Below are 22179 nucleotides of genomic sequence, written 5' to 3'. Positions count from 1 at the left end.
TTCCTGCACCCCCCTGATTCATCCATTACCACCACAGACCACTAAGGAGTATGTCGCCATGCTTCTCTCGTTTATCCATTCACCCTCAGAACAAGTTGACCTGCCTTTGTGTGTTCCTGTGCGGACACGCGACGGACTCTTTGCCATCAACCCTGAAACAGGATGTGTCATTGATCAGCAGGTAACTACATCTGCGCTCTCGAAGCGTCACGTCGAGGCCCAAGTTGGGATCGATACTCGCTACCCAGCGGAAGCAAGAAACCCTCAAGAGCTGTACCAGGCTTTATCCGTTCATGACCCGCATCTCGCGGATCTCAACGTCGAGTACGACCGGCTTCTCGGGCTGCTCGATGTCGGACACTCTGTCCTGGCGGTCAAGGTCTTCCGGTTCATCTGCGAGCGGCTCGACGGCTGGAACTACTGGTTCGGTCGAGTCGCTGACCTGCTGACAGCGTTAGATGGCTACGGTCGAGCAAGCGTTTATCGGGCCTGGTCATCACTTCAACCGATGCTGCTCAGAGTTGAGCCCATCCACAACCTCGGAACGCTCCGGGTGCGGGTCAACCCTTGGTACGCATGGCGAGGTGCTCGATACATCCAGAGCCCGGCGATCAGTAACTGGTATGCGGCAGCCGCTGTGCAGTTGTCGTCGATTGAGCGAGACGTGAGGGAGGGCTGATCGATGACGCACGGGCAAATGAAACAGGGAGATTCGACCGGCAAAATCAAGCAGCGCATCTCCGACGACGTGCGACAGCGGGTGCTCGATCTGCGCCGAAGCCACTCCCTACGAGAAGTAGCCGCAATGACCGGGCTGCCGCTCGGAACAGTGAAGACCCTGGTTTCACGATCAGGTAAGTTCCGCGATAACGCCAAGCACCGAGAGCTGTTCAGCTTGCCGCCGATCCGAGAAAGTGAGGAAACGCTGCCGAGTGTGCCGGAGTTGCCGCCTCAGGAGAACATCACTGGCGATAAAGAAGTGGATGCTGTCCTGTGGTTGCGACAGGTGATTGCTACAGGTGAAGCTGCGCTGATCAGCAGAGCGCTGGAAGCCGCGAAGCAGATCAAGACTCCCCTGAAGGAGCTGGAGGTTCGGTACGGGAAGTACCTCATGGAGTCGAGTGGTGGGAATGTGCTGGCCGGACTTGGCTCTGTTGGCTTTGCCGACCTTGAGGAGCTTGCTACCCGCTCAGTTGAGCGCAAGCGTCTCCGGGTTGAAGCGTTTGCCCGTTTTGGTGAGGCGCTGATGGAGGATACTCCGGCAGAGGCTTTCTGTATCGAGGCGCTGGCAGGTTTGGAGCTTACTGGTAGCTTGCTTGAATATGACGCGGGCGAAGTTGCCGAGAGGTTCAAGGCTCGTTTCAAGCTGATGCCGCAGACGCTGGCGGACTGTCTGTATGAACTGGATTATTGGAGTCGCCTCTATAGCCTACGGCGAGCGGCTGATCAGGATTTCTATGATGGTCTACCAGAGGTAGAAGCAAGATCGAGTTTTGTGTTCGCACTAATGGCAGAGATTCGCCCCCGAGATCGAGCTGAAGCGAAGGCAGTCTTGCGCTATCTGATAGAGAACGATTGCAAGAATTGGGCGAACACCGATGCCATACTTGAAAACCTGATCGGGTAGCTCCTCACTGCACCTCGCCCAGCATCCGCAACCCCCGGTTTCACTCTTCCTTTCCCCCTGCAGTTTCGCCACTGCATTTCAATCAACACCAGCCCGTTTAGTCCTGCCGCTTGTGTCCGTCTGCGCTGCCCTATGTGGTGGGCGCTGGTGGGCGTAGGCGGTGGCGACCACAGGCGGCAGAACTAAGAGGAACACCACATGAACCCTCAATTCGCATCAACTTGTCCAAACAGAAAAATTTGGTTGATCCCACCTTACCGGGGCGTAACTCGAGCACCTTCCAGAAAAGCACACTTCCCCCTCCAACGAACACCCATAGCCCGCCTCTGAGCGGGCTTCGTCTTTTCTGGAGGACAGAACATGAACGCACTGATCAACAGCAACATCGCCACCATGAACAGCCTGGAGATTGCCGAGCTGGTTGGCTCCCGTCACGACGACGTTAAACGCTCTATCGAGCGGCTGGCAAAACGAGGCGTGATTGTCCAACCGCCAATGGCGGATGTACCCGGCCTCGACTCGCTGGGCCGCACCCGCATCACCGAGGTGTGCGTTTTCTCCGGGGAGAAGGGTAAGCGCGACTCCATCGTTGTCGTGGCACAACTCTCCCCAGAGTTCACCGCCCGCCTGGTTGACCGCTGGCAGGAGCTGGAAGCGAAGCTCGCACAGCCAGCCTTCCCAATTCCTCAGTCGTTCCCCGAAGCCCTGCGTCTGGCTGCTGAGATGGCTGAGAAGAACGAGCGTCTGGCCTTGGAGAACCAGCACCTCACCCTGGAGAACAAGGAGATGGCACCGAAGGCTGTCGTCTTCGACAACTGCGTGGCGCTGCGTCAGGAATCACTGGCCACCTTCGTGCGTACCCTGGAAGGCGTCAACACGATGGCCATCAAGGGTGATCTGGCTGACCTGGGTTACCTGTACCGCACCGTCGGCGCTGGTAAGTACCGCGTGTACGCCAAGTACCGTGACGTGCTGTTCACAGAGAAGCTGATCGCCCAGCTCTATCTAGAAGGGAAGCTGACCATGAAGAAGGGATTTGCTGCCTGACCTGCAGTTTCGCCACTGCACTTCAACTCACACCAGCCCGTTTAGCCCTGCCGCCTGTGTCCGTTTGCGCTGCCCTATGTGGTGGGCGCTGGTGGGCGTAGGCGGTGGCCAATGCTGACCTCTGGCAGCTCCTCGATCAGCTACTGGCCGAGCACACGGTTCGCTTCAGGTGGGTGCGTGGCCATAGCGGTCATCCCGAAAATGAGCGGGCCGATGCCCTGGCTCAACGAGCTGCTCTGGGTGAACGCGTCGAGCGGTATGGCATCCTCAAGCAGCCCTGATCACTGCAGCCACCCGACAGCATCGAAGTCCACTGCCTCCACCACCGGAGCCAACACCTCGGGCCTGAAGTCCTTACCGTAGCGGCTGAAGGTGATGCCACCCGTCTGGTGCCCCAGCAGCCCACCTACCAGCGCCTCACTGAGACCCTTCTGCTTCAGATGATCCGCGATGGTGTGACGGAAGCTGTGGAAGTCCTTCTGCCCTTCCCCATCCCTGAAGCCCAACTGCTCACGAACACGGGTGAACCACTTCGACGGAGCAGCCCCGTAGCCATGCTTTTTGTGGCAGGTCAGCTCAGGGAAGACCCGCTGATGCCCTGCTGCCCGCTGCTTCTGGACGAACTCGATGAAGCCCAGCTCCTTCAGCTTGGAATGGATCGGTACCAGCCGCTCGGAAGATGCAGTCTTGAGCTTCTGATCGGGTCGTGATGCTCGAATGTGGAGGCAGTCCACACCGTTGATGGTCACCACATCGTCGAGGTAGAGCTGACACAGCTCATTGAGCCTCGCTCCGGTGTACAGCCCCAGCAGCGGTAGCCAGTACTGATTCGGCTTCTTGGTGCTGGCCGAGGCGTACACCTCCTTCGAGAACAACCGGCGCAGATCCTTCTCGGTGAAGACACTGCGCTCCTCGCTGACCTTGCCCCGCTGCTTCACCCTCAGCCCATCGAAGGGATTGCGCTCGCAGTAGCCCTCACGGATGGCATAGGAGAAAAAGGTCGTCAGGTTCTTCACGTAGTTGTTGAACGTAGTGAGGCTGATCGTGCTGGTTGCCGTCTTGATGATCTCCTCCAAGGACTGGCCTTCGGGGAGCTGATTGAGACGCGGGGGCAGCTTGAGGGCTGTCTCGCGGAACTTCCTGGCATCCTGGCGAGTGATCAGGTCAATGGGCATGTCACCGATGATCCGCACCAGTAGGGATGCAACGGATCGCTTGTCGTCGATGGTCTTGGTCGAGACGCCTTCATGCTCCTGCTGCCCCAAGCACTCCTCGACCACCTTGGAGAAGCGAGGAGACCTACTGGGCGAATCTGGTACTAACCCCATGCCCTGACCTGAAGAGGCTCTTGTAGAGGCTCTGCGGAGCTTCTGAGAGCCTTCCGCCGCTCTACCTTGCCCCACCTCGCCATTCGCTCCGGGCTGTCCCTGTGGGGGCACTCCAGCAGCCGCCATCTCGACCAACTGCTGCTGACGGAGCCATGAGGCCCAACTGGCGACTCTCTTGCCTCCAGCCTCCCAGCCACCCCGCAAGGCATCAAGGCAAGGCCGAACACCTTGAAAGGCTTGGGTGTATAGGCGCTGAACCTGCAAGAGCAACTCACGGCCACGAATCAAGGCTTCGCGCTTGCAGCGGGTCTGCAGGGAGCGACGAATCTCGGCACAGGGGAACAACGGACGAAGGACTTCTGGCACCACGATTCTGAAATAGAAGATCGAGTGTCGGGATAACCAGAGGTAGGAAGGTACGGAAGACACGGTGGATCACCCCTTGGATCACTTGCGTGCTAGGGAGCGAAAAACCGTTAGAAATCAATTACTTAAAGAAATGGAGGCGGCCCCACCAGCCACACCCCGGCACACGATGTTCCCGCTATGGCTGCTCCCTTCCGGGCCTGACCAGGTTAACGGGTAATCGTTGCGGGGGGACCGATGGGGCCACCACGACGGCTCGCCATGTGACGAGCCGCGCCATTGTACCGGTCTGGGGCGAAGTTACAACCTCTGCATCGAGAAAAAACCATCATTTCTCAATGACTTGTCCCCTCCGCTGGTCAGACGGCGATGCCGTGACCCTCAAGGAAGGCGACAAACGCTTCCTCATCCAGCACCTTGACACCTAGCTCGCTGGCCTTGGCGAGCTTGGAGCCCGCACCGGGCCCGGCGACGACGCAATGGGTCTTGCTGGAAACCGATCCTGCCACCTTGGCACCGAGGCTTTCCAGCTTGTCCTTGGCGATGTCACGGCTCATGCGTTCCAGGGTGCCGGTCAGCACCCAGGTCTGCCCGGCCAGGGGCAGCCCTTGCGCGACCCTCTTCTCGCTGGCCCAGTGCATGCCGAAGTCGAGCAGTTGCGCTTCAATGGCACGGGCCAGCTGCTGGTTGGCCTCGACTCTGAAGAACTCCCGCACCGCCTCGGCCTGCTTGGTGTTCAGAGCCTGGCGCAGGTCAATACCATCGGCTTCGATGATCTTGTCCAGGGTACCCAGCTTGTCCACCAGTTTTTCCGCGCCCGTCGGCCCGACCGAGGGGATATCGAGCTTGGCGATCATGCCCGCCAAGGTAGTACTGGCGGCGAACTCGGCCGCCAGTTCGCCCTCGTCCTGCAGCTGCATACCACTGTCGAGCAACTGCTGGATGACCTCACGGTTGTGGTCATCCTCGAAGAAGTTATGGATCTCGTAAGCGACTTCCAGGCCAATGTCAGGCAGATAGGTCAGCACCTGCGGCAGCGCCTTTTGCACCCGCGCCAGGCTGCCCAAGGAGCGGGCCAGGACTTTGGCGGTCTCCTCGCCGACATCCGGAATCCCCAAGGCGAAGATGAAGCGCGCAAGGCTGGGCTGCTTGCTGGCCTGGATCGCCTCCAGCAACTTGTTGCTGGACACTTCGGCAAAGCCCTCGAGCTCGACGATTTGCTCGAACTTAAGGTCGTACAGGTCGGCCGGAGAGCGGATCAATCCTTCGTCAACCAATTGCTCGACGCTCTTTTCGCCCAGGCCGTCGATATCCATGGCTCGGCGCGAAACGTAATGGATGATCGCCTGCTTGAGCTGGGCGGCACAGGCCAGGCGCCCTACGCAGCGGTAAACCGCGCCTTCACTGGTGGTCTCCTTGCCTTTGCTGCGCTTGACCAACTGGGTGCGCTCGACTTGCGAGCCACAGACCGGGCACTGACTGGGCACAACCACAGGACGGGCGTTGTCGGGACGGCGCTCGATCACCACCTGCATCACTTGCGGAATGACGTCACCGGCCCGACGGATGATCACGCTATCGCCAATCATCAGACCCAGGCGGGCGATTTCATCCATGTTGTGCAGCGTGGCGTTGGAGACCGTGACACCAGCCACCTTCACCGGCTTGAGCCGCGCCACGGGGGTGACGGCGCCAGTGCGGCCGACCTGGAACTCGACGTCGAGCACTTCGGTGAGTTCTTCCATGGCCGGGAACTTGTGGGCGATGGCCCAACGCGGCTCCCGGGCTCGAAAGCCCAGCTCGCGCTGGGCAGCCAGGCTGTTGACCTTGAACACCACACCGTCGATCTCGTAAGGCAGATCGTTGCGGCGGGCGCCAATGTCGCGGTAGTACGCCAAGCATTGCTCCACCCCTGCGGCATGGCGCAGCTCGCGACTGATTGGCAAGCCCCAGGTCTTGAGCTTCTCCAGGATACCGATATGGCTGTCGGCGATGGCCTCGGAGACCTGGCCCAGGCCGTAGCAGCAGAATTCCAGGGGGCGGCTGGCGGTAATCTTGGAGTCCAGCTGGCGCAAACTGCCAGCAGCGGCGTTGCGCGGATTGGCGAAGGTCTTGCCGCCGCTCTCGGCCTGGGCGGCGTTCAGGCGCTCGAAGCCGGCCTTGCTCATGTACACCTCGCCGCGCACCTCAAGCACCGCCGGCCAGCCTTCGCCGTGCAGCTTGAGCGGGATGTTGCGAACAGTACGCACGTTAGCGCTGATGTCCTCGCCCGTGGTGCCATCCCCCCGAGTGGCGCCCTGCACCAGTTGGCCGTCGCGATATAGCAGGCTGACTGCAAGGCCATCGAGCTTGGGCTCACAGCTGTAATCGACCGCGGCCTGCTCAGCGAACAGATCGCCGGCCGGCAGATCCAGCCCCTCCACCACGCGCCGATCGAAGTCGCGCAGGTCGTCTTCCTCGAAGGCATTGCCCAGGCTGAGCATAGGAATTTCGTGACGCACCTGGCTGAACGCCGCCAGCGCCGCCCCGCCGACGCGCTGGGTTGGCGAATCGGGCGTCACAAGGTGCGGATACTCGGCCTCCAGCGCCTTGAGCTCGTTGAACAGACGGTCGTATTCGGCGTCAGGCACGCTCGGCTCGTCCAGCACGTAATAGCGGTAATTGTGCTGTTCGAGTTCGGCACGCAGTTCATGGATACGGTTTTCGGCGTTCATCGTTCATCTTCTCTTGCAACGCAAAAGAGCAGCACAGGGCTGCTCTTTTTGCTCAAATCGGGCGGGCAGGATCAAGGCAGGTCCGCCCGCTGGGGGCCATCAACGCTTCTGGGTCAGCGCGCGACGCTCGAACTCGACGATGCGCTGGCGGTAGTGCTCGATGGTCTGGGCGGTCAGTACGCTACGCTGGTCATCCTTGAGCTCGCCGTTGAGTTCATGGGCCAGCTTGCGGGCGGCAGCGACCATCACGTCGAAGGCCTGCTTGGGGTGACGCGGGCCTGGCAGGCCCAGGAAGAAGCTCACCGCGCGAGTGCTGAAATGGTCGATATCGTCCAGATCGAACACCCCTGGCTTGACCGCATTGGCCATGGAGAACAGCACTTCGCCGTGACCGGCCATGCTCTCGTGCCGATGGAAGATGTCCATCTCGCCGAAACGCAGGCCGCTTTCGAGGATGTTCTGCAGCAGGGCCGGCCCCTTGAACCCCCCCTCGTCGCGGGAGATCACGCTGATCACCAGTACTTCCTCGGCCGGAGGCAGTTCTTTGACTGTATTGCCCGCGCCTGCACCGTTGTGGCGGCTGTGCTCGGCAGGACGATCATCATCGGCGTCGGCAAACAGGTCCGGCTCACGCGGCTCGGCAGCCAGGTTCAGGTCGCCCTGCTGTGGCTCGCTGGCGCGCTTGCCACGTTTGTTGGTTTTGGCTGGCTTGGGCTCACGCTCACGCGCCGGGGCGCTGACCGAAGGCAGATCGCTTTCGTCCAGCTCGGGTTCTTTTTGGGTTTCCAGTACGCGTGCAGGGCCCAGTACCTCGGCGCTGCCCTCGTCGTCCGGCAGATTGGAGTAGCTGCGATCCAGACGGAATTTCAACTTGCCCTTGCCGCCGCGCATGCGGCGCCAGCCGTCGAAAAGAATACCGGCGATGACAATGACGCCGATGACGATCAGCCATTCGCGCAGACCGATTTCCATGTAATCCCGTGCCTCTAAAAAATATGCTTGAAAACAAAGGCTTCAAAGCCCTTTAACACGTGGCGCCAACTCTATGTTCTGACAGGCGTTTTACCCACGCAAAAAATAAGTGACATAAAGCTAGCACGACCAAAGGCAACTTTACACCGTCTGTCGCACATGTCGGGGGGATTTCCCCACGTATCCTGCCTTATCTTCGCTCATCAGGCATCGACCATGGCCAACGCTTCCTCCACATCAACTGCAACAAGACGTGAGCAGCCTGGCTCGTGCATGGTCACCCCCATCAATTGATCGGCCATTTCCATGGCAATCTTGTTATGGGTGATGTAGATGAATTGCACGCTTTCGCTCATTTCCTTCACCAACCTGGCGTAACGTCCGACGTTGGCATCGTCCAGCGGCGCATCGACCTCGTCGAGCATGCAGAACGGTGCCGGGTTCAGCTTGAAGATGGCGAACACCAGTGCGAGGGCGGTCAACGCCTTCTCGCCACCGGACAGCAGATGGATGGTGCTGTTCTTCTTGCCCGGCGGGCGCGCCATGATCGTCACCCCAGTATCGAGTAGATCTTCGCCCGTCAGTTCCAGGTAAGCACTGCCGCCACCGAAAACTTTTGGAAAAAGTGCCTGCAAACCGGCATTTATCTGATCAAAGGTATCCTTGAAGCGATTACGGGTTTCCTTGTCGATCTTGCGGATGACGCTTTCCAGTGTCTCCAATGCTTCCACCAGGTCGGCATCCTGGGCGTCCAGGTAACGCTTGCGTTCGGACTGCTGCTGGTATTCCTCGATGGCCGCCAGGTTGATTGCGCCCAGGCGCTGGATGCGCCCGTCCAGTTGCTCGAGTTCTTGCTCGGTGCCCTGCTCGCTTGCCTCGGGCTCGAGGGTGGCGAGCACACCCTGCAAGTCATAGCCATCGGCCAGCAGTTGCTCCTGCAGCGTCTTGCGACGCACATCCAGGCCCTGGGACTCCAGGCGGGACTGCTCAAGCTGACCGCGCAGCAACTGAGCCTGTTGCTCGGCCTGGGTTCGACGGCGTTCGGCATCGCGCAGTTCACGGTCGGCTTCATCCATGTGCAGACGAGCCTGGCGCATTTCCTCATCGACGCTCATGCGCCGCTCCAGCAGCTCTTCGAGCTTCATGCGCTGTTCTTCCAGCGGCGCTTCGCCCTCCTCCAGATTGAGGCTCAGTTGCTCCTGGCGCTCGCTCAGGCGTGCCGCCTGTAGCTCCAAACGCTCCAGGGCCTGACGGGTGGAATCATGCTGGGCCCGCAGGGAGCCCAGGCGCACCGCCAACTGATGGGCATGATCCTTGTGCTGACGAGCCTCCTGACGGATACGATCGAGCCCTTCGCGCAGAGTGTCGCGCCGGGCCATCAGTTGCTCGCGCTGCTCGGTGTCTTGGGCCATCCGCTCCAGGGCTTCCTGTAACAGCAGACGGGCCTCGCCCAGTTGCTCATGCTCCATGGCCCGCTGCTCTTGCAGCTCGGCCAATTCTTCTTGCAGCCGGCGGCAGCGCAGCTGCACCTGCTCGGCGCGGGCTCGCCCGGCCGAAAGCCGCGCCTTGAGTTCGCCGAGCTGGCGGTTTTCGTCCTGACTGCGTCGGCGCAGCTGTTCACGCTGCGCTTCCAGGTCGCGCTGTTGTCCGCGCAGGTCCTGCAGGTGTTGCTCCAGTTGCTCCAGACGCGACTGGAGTTCGAGCTGCTCATGCCCCAGGCGTTCGATTTCCTGGCCACGGGCCAGAACCCCGCCTTGGGACTCCCCGCCCCGGCTGATCCGCAAAAAGTGTCGACCGATCCAATATCCGTCTCGACTGACCAGGCTCTGACCTTCCGCCAGCCCGGCTCGCAAGGCCAAGGCCTGTTCGAGACTCTCCACGGGACGTACCTGACCGAGCCAGGGCGCAAGATCGGTGCGCCCCTCGACTTTGTCCAGCAGGCTGCCCGGCAGTCGAGCCCCCTGCGTGCTCGCCAGCAGCAGCCGCAGTTCGCCCTGCTCCAGGGCAGTGAAATCCAGTGAGGCGAAGTCTTCGACCAACACTGCTTGCAGATCGGCACCCAGCACGGTCTCGACCGCCAGCTCCCAGCCTGGCTCGACCCGCAGCCCTTCAGCCAGCCGCGGCTTGTGCTCCAGCCCTTGGCCGCGCAGCCAGTCACTGGCACCCGCACCGGGCTCCAGGGCCGCCTGCTGCAATGCTTCCAGAGATGCCAGGCGCCCGCCTAAACGTTGCAGTTCGCCTTGGGACTGCTGATGAGTCTCAGTAGCCTGTTGCAACTGCTCGCGTACCGCGTCGAGCTGCTCGAGCACCTGTTGCTCGCTCATCTGAAGCGTTTCGAGCTCCAGTTCGCTACTGGCCACTTGCTCGGTCAACTCGAACAACGCGGCGTCTTCGGGTTCGGCCGCGAGCTGCTCGCGCTCTTCCTCCAGCTTGCGTTGACGCTCGGCCAAACGCTCCAGGCCAGCCTCCAGCTGCTGCAAACGGGACTGTTGCACTTCAGCCTGGCGCCGCGGCTCGGCGGACTGGGTATTGAAACTGTCCCATTGCTCCTGCCAGGCGTGCATGCCCAGCTCAGCCTCCTCGAGGGTGGCGGTCGCCTCTTCGGCGCTGGCCAAGGTCAGTTCCTGCTCGGGTTCGAGCATCGCCAGCTCTTCACCCAGGGTCGCCAGCAACGTGCGGTCATGCCCTAGGTGCGACTCAGTTTCCAGGCGGGTGCGCTCGGCTTCCTTGAGGTCGTCTTGCAATTGGCGTAAGCGTTGCTGGCCATGCTGGATGCTCTGTTCCACACGGGCGATGTCGCCGGCGACAGAATAGAAGCGACCCTGGACCTGATTGAAGCGCTCTGACAGCTCATGATGGCCGTCACGCAGGCGCTCGATACTCGCATCGGCATTGCGCTGCTCGGCCACCAGGGCTTCAAAAGCCACCTCCTGATCGCCGATGACCGCTTCGCGCTGGCGCACGCGCTCATCCAGCTCGCGCCAACGCAGGGCTGACAGGCGCGCCTTGAGTTGGCGCTCCTGGGCCTTGTATTCCCGGTATTTCTCGGCGGCCTGGGCCTGGCGGTGCAGGCGTTCAAGCTGGCGTTCGAGCTCCTCGCGAAGGTCGGTCAGGCGCGCCAGGTTCTCCTGGGTACGACGAATGCGGCTCTCGGTTTCGCGGCGACGCTCCTTGTATTTGGAGATGCCTGCGGCTTCTTCGATGAAATTACGCAGCTCCTCTGGCTTGGCCTCGATGAGCTTGGAGATCATCCCTTGCTCGATGATCGAGTAGCTGCGCGGCCCGAGGCCGGTGCCGAGGAAGATGTCCGTGATATCACGCCGCCGGCATTTGGTGCCGTTCAGGTAATAGGTGTTTTGCCCGTCGCGGGTGACCTTGCGGCGGATGGAAATCTCGGCGTAGGCGGCGTACTCGCCCAGCAACGTAGTCTCGCTGTTGTCGAACACCAGCTCGATGCTGGCCTGGCTCACCGGCTTGCGGCCGGATGAGCCATTGAAGATCACGTCGGTCATCGACTCGCCGCGCAGGTTCTTGGCCGAGCTTTCGCCCATCACCCAGCGCACCGCATCGATGATGTTGGATTTCCCGCAGCCATTGGGACCTACCACGGCGGCCATGTTGCTGGGGAAATTGACCGTGGTCGGATCGACGAACGACTTGAACCCGGCCAATCGAATGCACTTCAGGCGCATCGATCAGACCTGCGCCAGGGCCGCCAACACCAGCTCGCAACTGCGCTGGCTGTAGGCGACCAAGACCTCGCGGATACGTGCCTGGTCGCGGGCGACCACGGCTTCGAGCAGGCGAGCGAACAGTTCGAGGTAGTCGACCATGTTGGCCTGGCGCTGGTCCAAGGCCAGGTAATAGGCGCGGCTCATGGCAGGCTGCAGGTTTTCGACGGTTTCCTGCAGATAGGGATTGTCGGCGAATGGATAGGCTGCGCGCATCACCGCGAAGCTCTCGGCGACGAAGGTTTCGATGTCCTGGTTGGCATGGGCCCGCTGCAAGCGCTGCTGGATCTCGAGGAACGGCTCCAGATCACGCTCATGGCGCCAGCTGCTGGCTACCGCGTTGCCCAGCAGAATGTAGAACTCGCCCATCAGAGTGCACAGGCTGCGCACGCCACGTTCGTCCAGTTCGGTGACGTGGGCGCCGCGGCGCGCCAGGATCGCCACCAAATGTCGGCGTTCGAGGATCAACAGCGCCTCGCGCACAGAGCCGCGGCTGACGTTGAGCGCCTGGGTGACCTTCAGTTCCTGGATCCGTTCGCCCGGCTTGAGTTCGCCGCGAATGATCCGTTCGGCCAGGTAATGGGCAATCTGCTCGGAGAGGCTGTCCGGCGCCTTGAACGTCATGGTTTTCCTTCAGAATCTTGAACGGGGCACAAGGAGGCGATTGTAGCCTACTTGCCCGGCCGTCGCGCAGGGGTTCGCTGCGCTTTAATTCGACCTGTGGACGTGCTGCGAAGCCGGCGCGTTCTATGCTTTGAATATGACGATCTTGTCCCGTCGGGACGTGGCGTACGCAATTTCTTGACCTTTGAGTCAGAAATTTATTGACCAAATGGTCAAGCGTGCTTAGAGTCCGACCGAACAACAATAAAACCATTGCGAGGCCTTCCCCGTGATCCAGTTTCTCGTCAACCAGGAGCTGCGTAGTGAGCACGCCCTGGACCCGAACATGACGGTGCTGCAATACCTGCGTGAGCACCTGGGCAAACCCGGCACCAAGGAAGGCTGCGCCAGTGGCGACTGCGGCGCTTGCACCGTGGTGGTCGGCGAGCTGACCCAGGACGACCAGGGCCGTGACACGCTGCGCTACCGCAGTCTCAACTCATGCCTGACGTTCGTCTCGTCACTGCACGGCAAGCAGCTGATCAGCGTCGAAGGCCTGAAACACCAGGGTGAACTGCACAGCGTGCAGCGAGCCATGGCCGATTGCCATGGTTCCCAGTGCGGCTTCTGCACTCCAGGCTTCGTCATGTCCCTGTTCGCCCTGCAAAAGAACAGCGACGGCCACGATCTGCACCAAGCCCAGGAGGCCCTGGCAGGCAACCTGTGCCGCTGCACCGGCTACCGCCCGATCCTTGCCGCGGCCGAGCAGAGCTGCGCCCAGCCTTGCCGCGACCAGTTCGACGAGCAACAAGCCCAGACCATCGCCCGCCTCAAGGCGATCGCCCCGACCGAAACCGGTGAGCTCAACAGCGGCGACAAGCGCTGCCTGGTGCCACTGACCGTGGCCGACCTTGCCGACCTGTACAGCTCGCACCCTGAGGCGCGTCTGCTGGCCGGCGGCACCGACCTGGCCCTGGAAGTCACCCAGTTCCACAAGTCGCTGCCGGTGATGATCTATGTCGGTCACGTGGCCGAACTCAAGCGCATCGAAAAAACCGAGACCCACCTGGAAATCGGCGCCGCCACCCCGCTGACCGACTGCTACGGCGCACTCAACGAGGAGTACCCCGATTTCGGTGCCCTGCTGCACCGCTTCGCCTCGCTGCAGATCCGCAACCAGGGCACGCTGGGCGGCAACATCGGCAACGCGTCGCCGATCGGTGATTCGCCACCCCTGCTGATCGCCCTCGACGCCCAGGTGGTTCTGCGCCAGGGCGAGACCCAGCGCACCCTGGCGCTGGAAGACTACTTCATCGACTACCGCATCACTGCGCGCCAGGACAGCGAGTTCATCGAGAAGATCATCGTCCCGCGTGCCAGCGCAGACTGGACGTTCCGCGCCTACAAGGTTTCCAAGCGCCTGGACGACGACATCTCGGCGGTGTGCGCGGCGTTCAACCTGCGTATCGAGGACGGTGTGGTGCGCGAGGCGCGGATCGCCTTCGGCGGCATGGCGGCCATTCCCAAGCGCGCCCGCGCCTGCGAGGCCGCACTGGAGGGCAAGGCCTGGGACCAGGCCAGCATCGAGCAGGCCTGCCTGGCCCTAGACGAAGACTTCACCCCGCTCTCGGACTTCCGCGCCAGCAAGCAATACCGCCTACTGACCGCACAGAACCTGCTGCGCAAGTACTTCATCGAACTGCAATCGCCGTACATCGAAACCCGGGTGACCGCTTATGTCTAACCATCACGTAGCCAAAAGCCAGGCCGAGATGGCCGAACTGTTCAGCCAGGACCTGACCACCGGGGTCGGCCGCAGCATCAAGCATGACAGCGCCGACAAGCACGTCAGCGGCGAGGCGGTGTACATCGATGACCGCCTGGAATTCCCCAATCAGCTGCACGTCTATGCGCGTACAGCCGACCGCGCCCATGCGCGCATCCTGCGCATCGACACCACGCCGTGCTACGCCTTCGAAGGCGTACGCATCGCAATCACCCATGAAGACATCCCGGGCCTGAAGGACATCGGCCCAGTGGTCGCCGGCGACCCGCTGCTGGCCATCGACAAGGTCGAGTTCTTCGGTCAGCCAGTGCTTGCTGTCGCCGCCCGAGACCTGGACACCGCACGCCGCGCCGCCATGGCGGCGATCGTCGAGTACGAAGACCTCGAACCGGTGCTGGACGTGGTCGAGGCCCTGCGCAAAAAGCATTTCGTGCTGGACAGTCACACCCACCAGCGCGGCGACTCGGACAGCGCCCTGGCCACCGCCCCCCACCGCCTGCAAGGCACCCTGCACATCGGCGGCCAGGAGCACTTCTACCTGGAAACCCAGATTTCCTCGGTGATGCCCACCGAGGACGGCGGCATGATCGTCTTCTGCTCCACCCAGAACCCCACCGAAGTGCAGAAACTGGTGGCCGAGGTGCTGGACGTGCCGATGAACAAGATCGTCGTCGACATGCGCCGCATGGGCGGCGGCTTTGGCGGCAAGGAGACCCAGGCCGCCAGCCCGGCCTGCCTGTGCGCGGTGATCGCGCGCCTGACCGGTCAGCCGACCAAGATGCGCCTGCCGCGCGTCGAAGACATGATGATGACCGGCAAGCGTCACCCGTTCTACGTGGAGTACGACGTCGGCTTCGACGACACCGGCCGCCTGCACGGCATCAACCTGGATCTTGCCGGCAACTGCGGTTACTCGCCTGACCTGTCCGGCTCGATCGTCGACCGCGCCATGTTCCACTCCGACAACGCCTACTACCTGGGCGATGCCACCGTGCATGGTCACCGCTGCAAGACCAACACCGCATCCAATACCGCCTATCGCGGCTTCGGCGGGCCACAGGGCATGGTCGCCATCGAACAGGTGATGGACCATATCGCCCGCCACCTGGCGCTCGACCCGCTGGCCGTGCGCAAGGCCAACTACTACGGCAAGACCGAACGCAACGTCACCCACTACTACCAGACCGTCGAGCACAACATGCTCGAGGAGATGACCGCCGAACTCGAGGCCAGTGCCGACTACGCCGAGCGCCGCGAGTCGATTCGTCGCTTCAACGAGCACAGCCCGGTGCTCAAAAAAGGCCTGGCACTGACCCCGGTGAAGTTCGGAATTTCCTTCACCGCGACCTTCCTCAACCAAGCCGGCGCGCTGATCCACATCTACACCGACGGCAGCATCCACCTGAACCACGGCGGCACCGAGATGGGCCAGGGCCTGAACACCAAGGTCGCACAGGTGGTGGCGCAGGTGTTCCAGGTCGATTTCGAACGCATCCAGATCACCGCCACCAACACCGATAAGGTACCCAACACGTCGCCGACCGCCGCCTCCAGTGGCGCGGACCTCAACGGCAAGGCCGCGCAGAACGCCGCTGAAATCCTCAAGAAGCGCCTGACCGAGTTCGCCGCGCGGCATTACAAGGTCACCGAAGAGGATGTGGAGTTCCGCAACGGCCACGTGCGGGTGCGCGACCAGATCGTCAGTTTCGAGCAGTTGGTGCAACAGGCCTACTTCGCCCAAGTATCACTGTCGAGCACCGGTTTTTATCGCACGCCGAAGATCTACTACGACCGCGACCAGGCCCGCGGCCGCCCGTTCTACTACTTCGCGTTCGGCGCTGCTTGTGTCGAGGTGGTCGTCGATACCCTGACCGGCGAATACAAGATGCTGCGGGCCGACATCCTGCACGACGTTGGCGCCTCGCTGAACCCAGCCATCGACATCGGTCAGGTCGAAGGTGGCTTCATCCAGGGCATGGGCTGGCTGACCACCGAAGAGCTGGTGTGGAACGCCAAGGGCAAGTTGATGACCAATGGCCCAGCGAGCTACAAGATCCCGGCAGTGGCGGACATGCCGCTGGACCTGCGCGTGAAGCTGGTGGAAAACCGCAAGAACCCGGAGGACACGGTGTTCCATTCCAAGGCCGTGGGCGAGCCGCCGTTCATGCTCGGCATCGCCGCCTGGTGCGCCATCAAGGATGCCGTGGCGAGCATCGCCGACTACCGCGTGCAACCGCAGATCGATGCACCGGCGACGCCTGAGCGGGTGCTGTGGGGCTGCGAGCAGATGCGCAAGGCGGTAGCCGCCGAGCAGCCCGCCGAGCAGGAACTGGAAACCGTGACTCACTGACAACGCGAATCCCTGTGTGAGCCGGTTCATCCGCTTCCACAGGGGGCCGTGGCGCAACTTAGAGAGGCTGCATCATGCACCAATGGATCAACGCCCTCGCCGACCACCAGGCCCGCGGTGAAGCTTGCGTTCTGGTGACCATCATCGAGGAGCGCGGCTCGACGCCACGCAACGCCGGCTCGAAGATGGTGGTCAGTGCCGCGGGTCTGTTCGACACCATCGGCGGCGGACATCTGGAATACAAGGCGCTGCACATCGCCCGGCAGATGCTCGCGGAGCAGCGCACCACCCCGCATCTGGAGCGCTTCAGCCTGGGCGCGAGCCTCGGCCAATGCTGCGGCGGCGTCACGGTGCTGCTGTTCGAACCGATGGCCGCAGTGCAGGCGCAGATCGCAGTGTTCGGCGCGGGCCATGTCGGCCGTGCTCTGGTACCCTTGCTCGCCGCGCTGCCCTGCCGGGTACGCTGGATCGATTCGCGCGAGCATGAGTTTCCCGAGGTCATCCCCAATGGCGTGACCAAGGTCGTCAGCGAGGAACCGGTCGACGAAGTCGCCGAGCTGCCAGCGGGCAGCTATTGCATCGTCATGACCCATAATCACCAGCTCGACCTGGAACTGACCGCCGCCATCCTCAAGCGCAATGATTTCACCTGGTTCGGCCTGATCGGCTCGAAGACCAAACGGGTCAAGTTCGAGCACCGCCTGCGCGAACGCGGCTACGACGACGCCGTCGTGGCGCGGATGCGTTGCCCTATGGGCCTGGCTGAGGTCAAAGGCAAGCTGCCGATCGAGATCGCCGTGTCCATCGCCGCGGAAATCATCGCCACCTACAACGCCTGCTTCGGCCAGCATGACGCTGCCGCCAATTCAGGCCCAATCGCCCAACTGCTGCCGCCCTCCCGGCGCAGCCAAGCCAATTGACGAGACCGTTATGAGCGCAACCCGCAAAGCCTACCGAGCCGCCATTTTGCACAGCATCGCCGACCCGGCCGAGGTGGGCCTCGACGCCTCCCATGAATATTACGAAGACGGCCTGCTGGTGGTCGAAGATGGCCGCATCAGTGCACTGGGTCACGCCAGCGACTTGCTGCCCAGGCTCGGCACCGACGTCGAAGTGATCCATCACCAGCACGCTCTGATCACTCCAGGCTTCATCGATACCCATATTCATTTCCCACAGACCGGCATGATCGGCTCCTACGGCGAGCAGTTGCTGGACTGGCTGAACACCTACACCTTCCCTTGCGAAAAGCAGTTCGCCGACAAGGCCCATGCCGACCAGGTGGCCAAGATCTTCCTCAAGGAATTGCTGCGCAACGGCACCACCAGCGCGCTGGTGTTCGGTAGCGTCCACCCCGAGTCGGTCGATGCCTTGTTCGAAGAAGCCCAGCGTCTGGACCTGCGTCTGATCGCCGGCAAAGTGATGATGGATCGCAACGCCCCGGACTACCTGACCGACACCGCCGAGTCCAGCTATGCCCAAAGCAAGGCGCTGATCGAGCGTTGGCACGGCAAGGGCCGACTGCACTATGCGGTGACCCCGCGTTTCGCACCCACCAGCACCCCCGAACAACTGGCTCTGGCCGGCCAGTTGCTCAAGGAGTACCCGGGTCTGTACATGCACACCCACCTGTCGGAGAACGTCAAGGAAATCGACTGGGTCAAGGCACTGTTCCCTGAGCGCAAGGGCTACCTGGACGTCTACGACCACTACGAACTGCTGGGCGAGCGCTCGGTGTTCGCCCACGGCGTGCACCTGTGCGACGCAGAGTGCCAGCGCCTGGCCGACACCGGTTCGGCTGTGGCCTTCTGCCCCACCTCCAACCTGTTCCTGGGCAGCGGACTGTTCAACCTGCCTCAGGCCGAGCGCTTCAAGGTCAACGTGGGCCTGGGCACCGACGTGGGCGCAGGCACCAGCTTCTCGCTGCTCAACACCTTGAACGAGGCCTACAAGGTCATGCAGCTGCAGGGCGCGCGCCTGCACCCGTACAAGTCCCTATACCTGGCGACGCTCGGCGGTGCCCGCGCCCTGCGCCTGGACGACCGCATCGGCAGCCTGCGCCCAGGCAACGATGCCGACTTCGTGGTGCTCGACTACAAGGCCACCCCACTTCTGGACTACCGCATCCAGCAGTCCAACAGCATCGAAGAAACCCTATTCGTCCTCACTACCCTGGGCGACGACCGCACCGTGCGTGAAACCTACGCCGCCGGTCGCTGCGTGCACCAGCGCTAAGTCTCCCGAGCCAGCCCTCGGTACAGCGCGCCGCCGATCGCCGCCCCGATCAGCGGCGCCACCCAGAACAACCACAACTGCTGCAACGCCCAGCCCCCGACGAACAGGGCTGGGCCGGTGCTGCGTGCGGGATTGACGGATGTGTTGGTCACCGGAATGGAAATCAGGTGAATCAGCGTCAACGCCAGGCCTATGGCGATGGGCGCCAACCCCGCTGGCGCGCGCGTGTCGGTGGCGCCCATGATGATCACCAGGAACATCGCCGTCATCACCACCTCGCTGACAAAGCCCGCCGCCAGCGAGTATCCCCCCGGCGAATGATCGGCGTAGCCATTGGAGGCCAACCCCGATGACAATTCAAAGCCCGCCTTGCCACTGGCAATGAAGTAGATCACCGCTGCCGCCAGGATCGCCCCGATCACTTGGGCAATCACGTAGGGCACGAACTCCTTGGCCGGAAACCGCCCGCCCACCACGAGCCCGAACGATACCGCAGGGTTGAGGTGGCAGCCGGAGATATGGCCGATGGCAAACGCCATGGTCAGTACAGTCAGGCCGAATGCGAAGGCGACACCGAGGATACCGATGCCGGTCGGAAAGCTTGCGGCCAGCACCGCACTGCCGCAACCGCCAAGGACCAACCAGAAAGTGCCGACCAGCTCGGCACCCATGCGCTTGCCCAGGGACATACTCATGAACCAATCCTCAAGTAGTGGAATGCACTGGATGCGCAAGCCCAACTGCTTGATGAAGGTTTGCAAAAAACAATCTAGCAGAGCCTTGGCCAAAGGCCAGCAGCCCTCGTACACCGCATCAGCACTGGCTTTCCGCCCCATTAGCGATCATTGCGGGGCTGAAATGAAAAACGCCACCGCTCCGAGTGGGGAGCGATGGCGTTGGTAGCTACGGTCTGCCCGTAGACCGGGCAAACGATCAACCTTTGACTGGCACCTTCGGCTTTTTCAGCAAATGCGAGAACACAGCATGCAGGTCGTCGGAGGCGCCCTCCTCGTCCAGGTTCAGTTTGGTGTCGATGTGATCCATGTGATGCATCATCAGATTCACTGCCAGCTCCGCGTCACGGGCCTCGATGGCATCGATCAGTTGCATGTGCTCGTCGTAGGAGCAGTGCGAACGGTTGCCGCTTTCGTACTGTGCGATGATCAGCGAAGTTTGCGAAACAAGGCTGCGCTGGAAACTGATCAGGGGGGCATTGCCAGCGGCTTCGGCCAGTTTGAGGTGGAACTCGCCGGAAAGGCGGATACCCGCGCCCCGGTCGCCACGAGAGAAGCTGTCGCGCTCCTCGCGTACCATCTGGCGCAGTTCGTTCAGTTGCTCGATCGTGGCGTGCTGCACGGCAAGCTCGGTGATTGCGCGCTCGACCATGCGCCGGGAGAAGAACACCTGGCGCGCCTCTTCCACCGTAGGGCTCGCCACCACTGCACCGCGATTGGGCCGCAGTAGCACCACGCTTTCGTGGGCCAGACGCGACAAGGCACGACGGATGATGGTGCGGCTGACGCCGAAGATCTCGCCCAGCGCTTCCTCGCTCAACTTGGTGCCCGGTGCCAGACGCTGCTCGAGGATCGCCTCGAAAATATGCGCATAGACGATGTCGTCCTGGGTACCGCTGCGGCCGGCCTTGCCATTGCGCGCAGGTTTCTTCAGAGGTTGCAGCTGTTCGTTCATGGGTTCTCGAGCACGAGGATCCGCCAGTCGGGACCTTGACTGTAATACCTGTCAGAGGGTGGCTGGCAAGTCCTGGATAGAAAATAAAGGGACCAAGGTATCGGTCTATTGTACACAGGCCATTCGATTTCTGCAGGTGGCCTTTTCCCATATAGCCACTACGCGACAGATCGCGCACACAAAAAATAAAACATTATTTGCATTATTTGTACACAACAGCATAATCCAGCGAGCAACTTTCTGACTCGAAAGTCAACAAATCGATCAGACGTCTGCCAATCCCCTCGCGGAACCGCCCAAGTGCATTGGCGCAGGACCAAGGTTCCGAAACAACAAGAAAGACTTGAGGAGTACTCGCTGTGGAAAGCCGCAAATCCGAAGCCCCTACGCTGGATCTCGCTCCACCGCTCGAAACGAGTTGGCTGGAACGGATTTTCAAACTCAAGCGACACGGCAGCACCGTCAGGACCGAGCTGATCGCCGGGGTGACCACCTTCATCACCATGGCCTACATCATTTTCGTCAACCCCAACATCATGGCCGATGCCGGTATCGACCATGGTGCGGCCTTCGTTGCCACCTGTATCGCCGCGGCCTTGGGCTGCCTGTTGATGGGCCTCTATGCCAACTGGCCGGTGGGCCTGGCCCCCGGCATGGGGCTCAACGCCTTCTTCACCTACACCGTGGTCGGCACCATGGGCTACACTTGGGAGGCGGCATTGGGTGCAGTGTTCGTGTCCGGTGTGCTGTTCATGGCCCTGACTCTCTCGCGCGTGCGCGAATGGTTGCTCAATAGCATTCCGGTCAGCCTGCGCCACGCCATGGGCGCGGGGGTCGGCCTGTTCTTGGGGCTGATCGGCCTTAAAACCGCCGGTATCGTCGTCGACAGCCCTGCCACGCTGATCAAGCTGGGTTCTCTGCACGAGCCTGGCCCACTGCTGGCGGCGGTATGTTTCCTGATGATCGCGGTACTGAGCTACCACCGCGTGTTCGGCGCGATCCTCATCAGCATCATCACCGTCACCCTGGCAGGCTGGGGCCTGGGACTGGTCCAGTATGGCGGGGTGTTCTCCCTGCCACCGAGCCTGGCTCCGACCTGGATGGCCATGGATGTAGCGGGCGTATTCAATGTCAGCATGATCAGCGTGGTGCTGGCGTTCCTGTTCGTGCATATGTTCGATACCGCCGGCACCTTGATGGGTGTGGCCCAACGCGCCAACCTGGTCGGTGAAGATGGCCGCATCGAGAACCTGTCCCGTGCACTGAAGGCCGACAGCGCCTCCAGCGTGTTCGGTGCTGCCGTCGGCGTACCACCTGTGACCAGCTATGTGGAAAGCGCCGCAGGCGTCGCCGCCGGGGGGCGTACCGGCCTGACGGCCGTGGTGGTTGGCCTGCTGTTCGTCGCCGCCATGTTCTTCGCACCGCTGGCCGGCATGATCCCCGCCTACGCCACCGCAGGGGCGCTGATCTATGTGGCCATGCTGATGATGGGCAGCATGGCACACATCCACTGGGACGAGGCGACCGACAGCATTCCTGCGATCGTCACCGTGATCATGATGCCGCTCACGTTCTCGGTCGCCGACGGCATCGCCCTGGGCTTCATCAGCTACGTGGCGCTCAAGGCCGGGACCGGCAAGTTCAAGGATATTTCTGCCAGCCTGTGGGTACTCTGCGCGATCTTCATCGCCAAGTTCGTGTTCCTCTGAGAGCCTGGCGCTGCCGAGGGCG

General features: G+C 61.9%; 15 protein-coding genes, 1 other RNA gene and 2 pseudogenes. 9 read left to right on the top strand and 9 right to left on the bottom strand.

All coding sequences use genetic code 11. The features are described 5' to 3' along the window. Positions 1-58 precede the first annotated feature (58 nt). The 4 genes and pseudogenes from AB1N67_RS07830 to AB1N67_RS07815 form a co-directional block, all read left to right on the top strand. Positions 59-679: a hypothetical protein gene (locus tag AB1N67_RS07830; RefSeq protein WP_367863649.1), complete on the top strand. Its 621-nt coding sequence runs from the start codon at positions 59-61 to the stop codon at positions 677-679. A gap of 3 nt (positions 680-682) precedes the next feature. Then, entirely contained in the window at positions 683-1627 is a 945-nt protein-coding gene (locus AB1N67_RS07825; RefSeq protein ID WP_367863648.1) for a hypothetical protein, read from the top strand. Between the two features lie 360 nt (positions 1628-1987). Continuing rightward, positions 1988-2674 carry a Rha family transcriptional regulator gene (locus AB1N67_RS07820; protein ID WP_367863647.1) on the top strand — a complete coding sequence of 229 codons (687 nt, stop codon included), beginning with the start codon at positions 1988-1990 and terminating at the stop codon, positions 2672-2674. Positions 2675-2778: 104 nt separating this feature from the next. After that, positions 2779-2955 (top strand): annotated as a pseudogene (locus AB1N67_RS07815) (RNase H family protein); the annotation flags it as partial. On the opposite strand, the gene AB1N67_RS07810 reads toward AB1N67_RS07815, so the two are convergent. The 7 genes and pseudogenes from AB1N67_RS07810 to AB1N67_RS07780 form a co-directional block, all read right to left on the bottom strand. Then, the gene (locus tag AB1N67_RS07810) at positions 2956-4002 is read right to left on the bottom strand and encodes a tyrosine-type recombinase/integrase (protein WP_367863859.1); all 1047 of its coding nucleotides are present in this window, start codon (positions 4000-4002) and stop codon (positions 2956-2958) included. 249 nt (positions 4003-4251) lie between these two features. Further along, a pseudogene (locus tag AB1N67_RS07805) lies at positions 4252-4431 on the bottom strand (DUF6538 domain-containing protein); the annotation flags it as partial. Between the two features lie 80 nt (positions 4432-4511). Further along, positions 4512-4608, bottom strand: an RNA gene (gene ffs, locus AB1N67_RS07800) — signal recognition particle sRNA small type. Positions 4609-4727: 119 nt separating this feature from the next. Beyond that, positions 4728-7082, bottom strand: coding sequence for an NAD-dependent DNA ligase LigA (gene ligA, locus AB1N67_RS07795; RefSeq protein ID WP_043215539.1), 2355 nt, complete (start codon positions 7080-7082; stop codon positions 4728-4730). Positions 7083-7181: 99 nt separating this feature from the next. After that, positions 7182-8054, bottom strand: a complete 873-nt coding sequence (gene zipA / locus AB1N67_RS07790) for a cell division protein ZipA (RefSeq protein WP_043215536.1) — start codon at positions 8052-8054, stop codon at positions 7182-7184. Between the two features lie 203 nt (positions 8055-8257). Next, complete coding sequence (smc, locus tag AB1N67_RS07785; protein ID WP_367863646.1) at positions 8258-11746, bottom strand: chromosome segregation protein SMC; 3489 nt, start codon at positions 11744-11746, stop codon at positions 8258-8260. Between the two features lie 3 nt (positions 11747-11749). Beyond that, positions 11750-12409 carry a GntR family transcriptional regulator gene (locus AB1N67_RS07780; protein WP_070574271.1) on the bottom strand — a complete coding sequence of 220 codons (660 nt, stop codon included), beginning with the start codon at positions 12407-12409 and terminating at the stop codon, positions 11750-11752. A gap of 268 nt (positions 12410-12677) precedes the next feature. Here AB1N67_RS07780 and xdhA point away from each other — a divergent pair, with 268 nt between their 5' ends. The 4 genes from xdhA to guaD all read left to right on the top strand — a co-directional run bounded on the left by xdhA (position 12678) and on the right by guaD (position 18759). Beyond that, positions 12678-14132: a xanthine dehydrogenase small subunit gene (gene xdhA, locus AB1N67_RS07775; RefSeq protein WP_043215531.1), complete on the top strand. Its 1455-nt coding sequence runs from the start codon at positions 12678-12680 to the stop codon at positions 14130-14132. After that, positions 14125-16524, top strand: a complete 2400-nt coding sequence (gene xdhB / locus AB1N67_RS07770; RefSeq protein WP_090345974.1) for a xanthine dehydrogenase molybdopterin binding subunit — start codon at positions 14125-14127, stop codon at positions 16522-16524. Before xdhA ends, xdhB begins: the two co-directional genes overlap by 8 nt. 74 nt (positions 16525-16598) lie before the next feature. Then, a complete protein-coding gene (gene xdhC / locus AB1N67_RS07765; RefSeq protein ID WP_367863645.1) occupies positions 16599-17444 on the top strand; it encodes a xanthine dehydrogenase accessory protein XdhC in 846 nt (281 codons plus the stop codon). 10 nt (positions 17445-17454) lie between these two features. Further along, positions 17455-18759 (top strand): guanine deaminase, encoded by a 1305-nt coding sequence (gene guaD / locus AB1N67_RS07760; protein WP_043215799.1) that lies wholly within the window; start codon positions 17455-17457, stop codon positions 18757-18759. Here guaD and aqpZ read toward each other — a convergent pair. Beyond that, positions 18756-19454 (bottom strand): aquaporin Z, encoded by a 699-nt coding sequence (gene aqpZ, locus AB1N67_RS07755; protein WP_367863644.1) that lies wholly within the window; start codon positions 19452-19454, stop codon positions 18756-18758. The two genes, guaD and aqpZ, sit on opposite strands and share 4 nt — an antisense overlap. Before the next feature lie 238 nt (positions 19455-19692). Beyond that, a complete protein-coding gene (locus AB1N67_RS07750) occupies positions 19693-20448 on the bottom strand; it encodes a GntR family transcriptional regulator (RefSeq protein WP_070092105.1) in 756 nt (251 codons plus the stop codon). A 389-nt stretch (positions 20449-20837) separates the two neighbouring features. On the opposite strand from AB1N67_RS07750, the gene AB1N67_RS07745 reads away from it, so the two are divergent. Beyond that, positions 20838-22157: an NCS2 family permease gene (locus AB1N67_RS07745; RefSeq protein WP_232092116.1), complete on the top strand. Its 1320-nt coding sequence runs from the start codon at positions 20838-20840 to the stop codon at positions 22155-22157. Positions 22158-22179: the final 22 nt, after the last annotated feature.

This window comes from Pseudomonas guariconensis, assembly GCF_040822035.1.
GTDB lineage: Bacteria > Pseudomonadota > Gammaproteobacteria > Pseudomonadales > Pseudomonadaceae > Aquipseudomonas > Aquipseudomonas guariconensis.
This window is presented reverse-complemented; position numbering and strand designations above follow the sequence as displayed.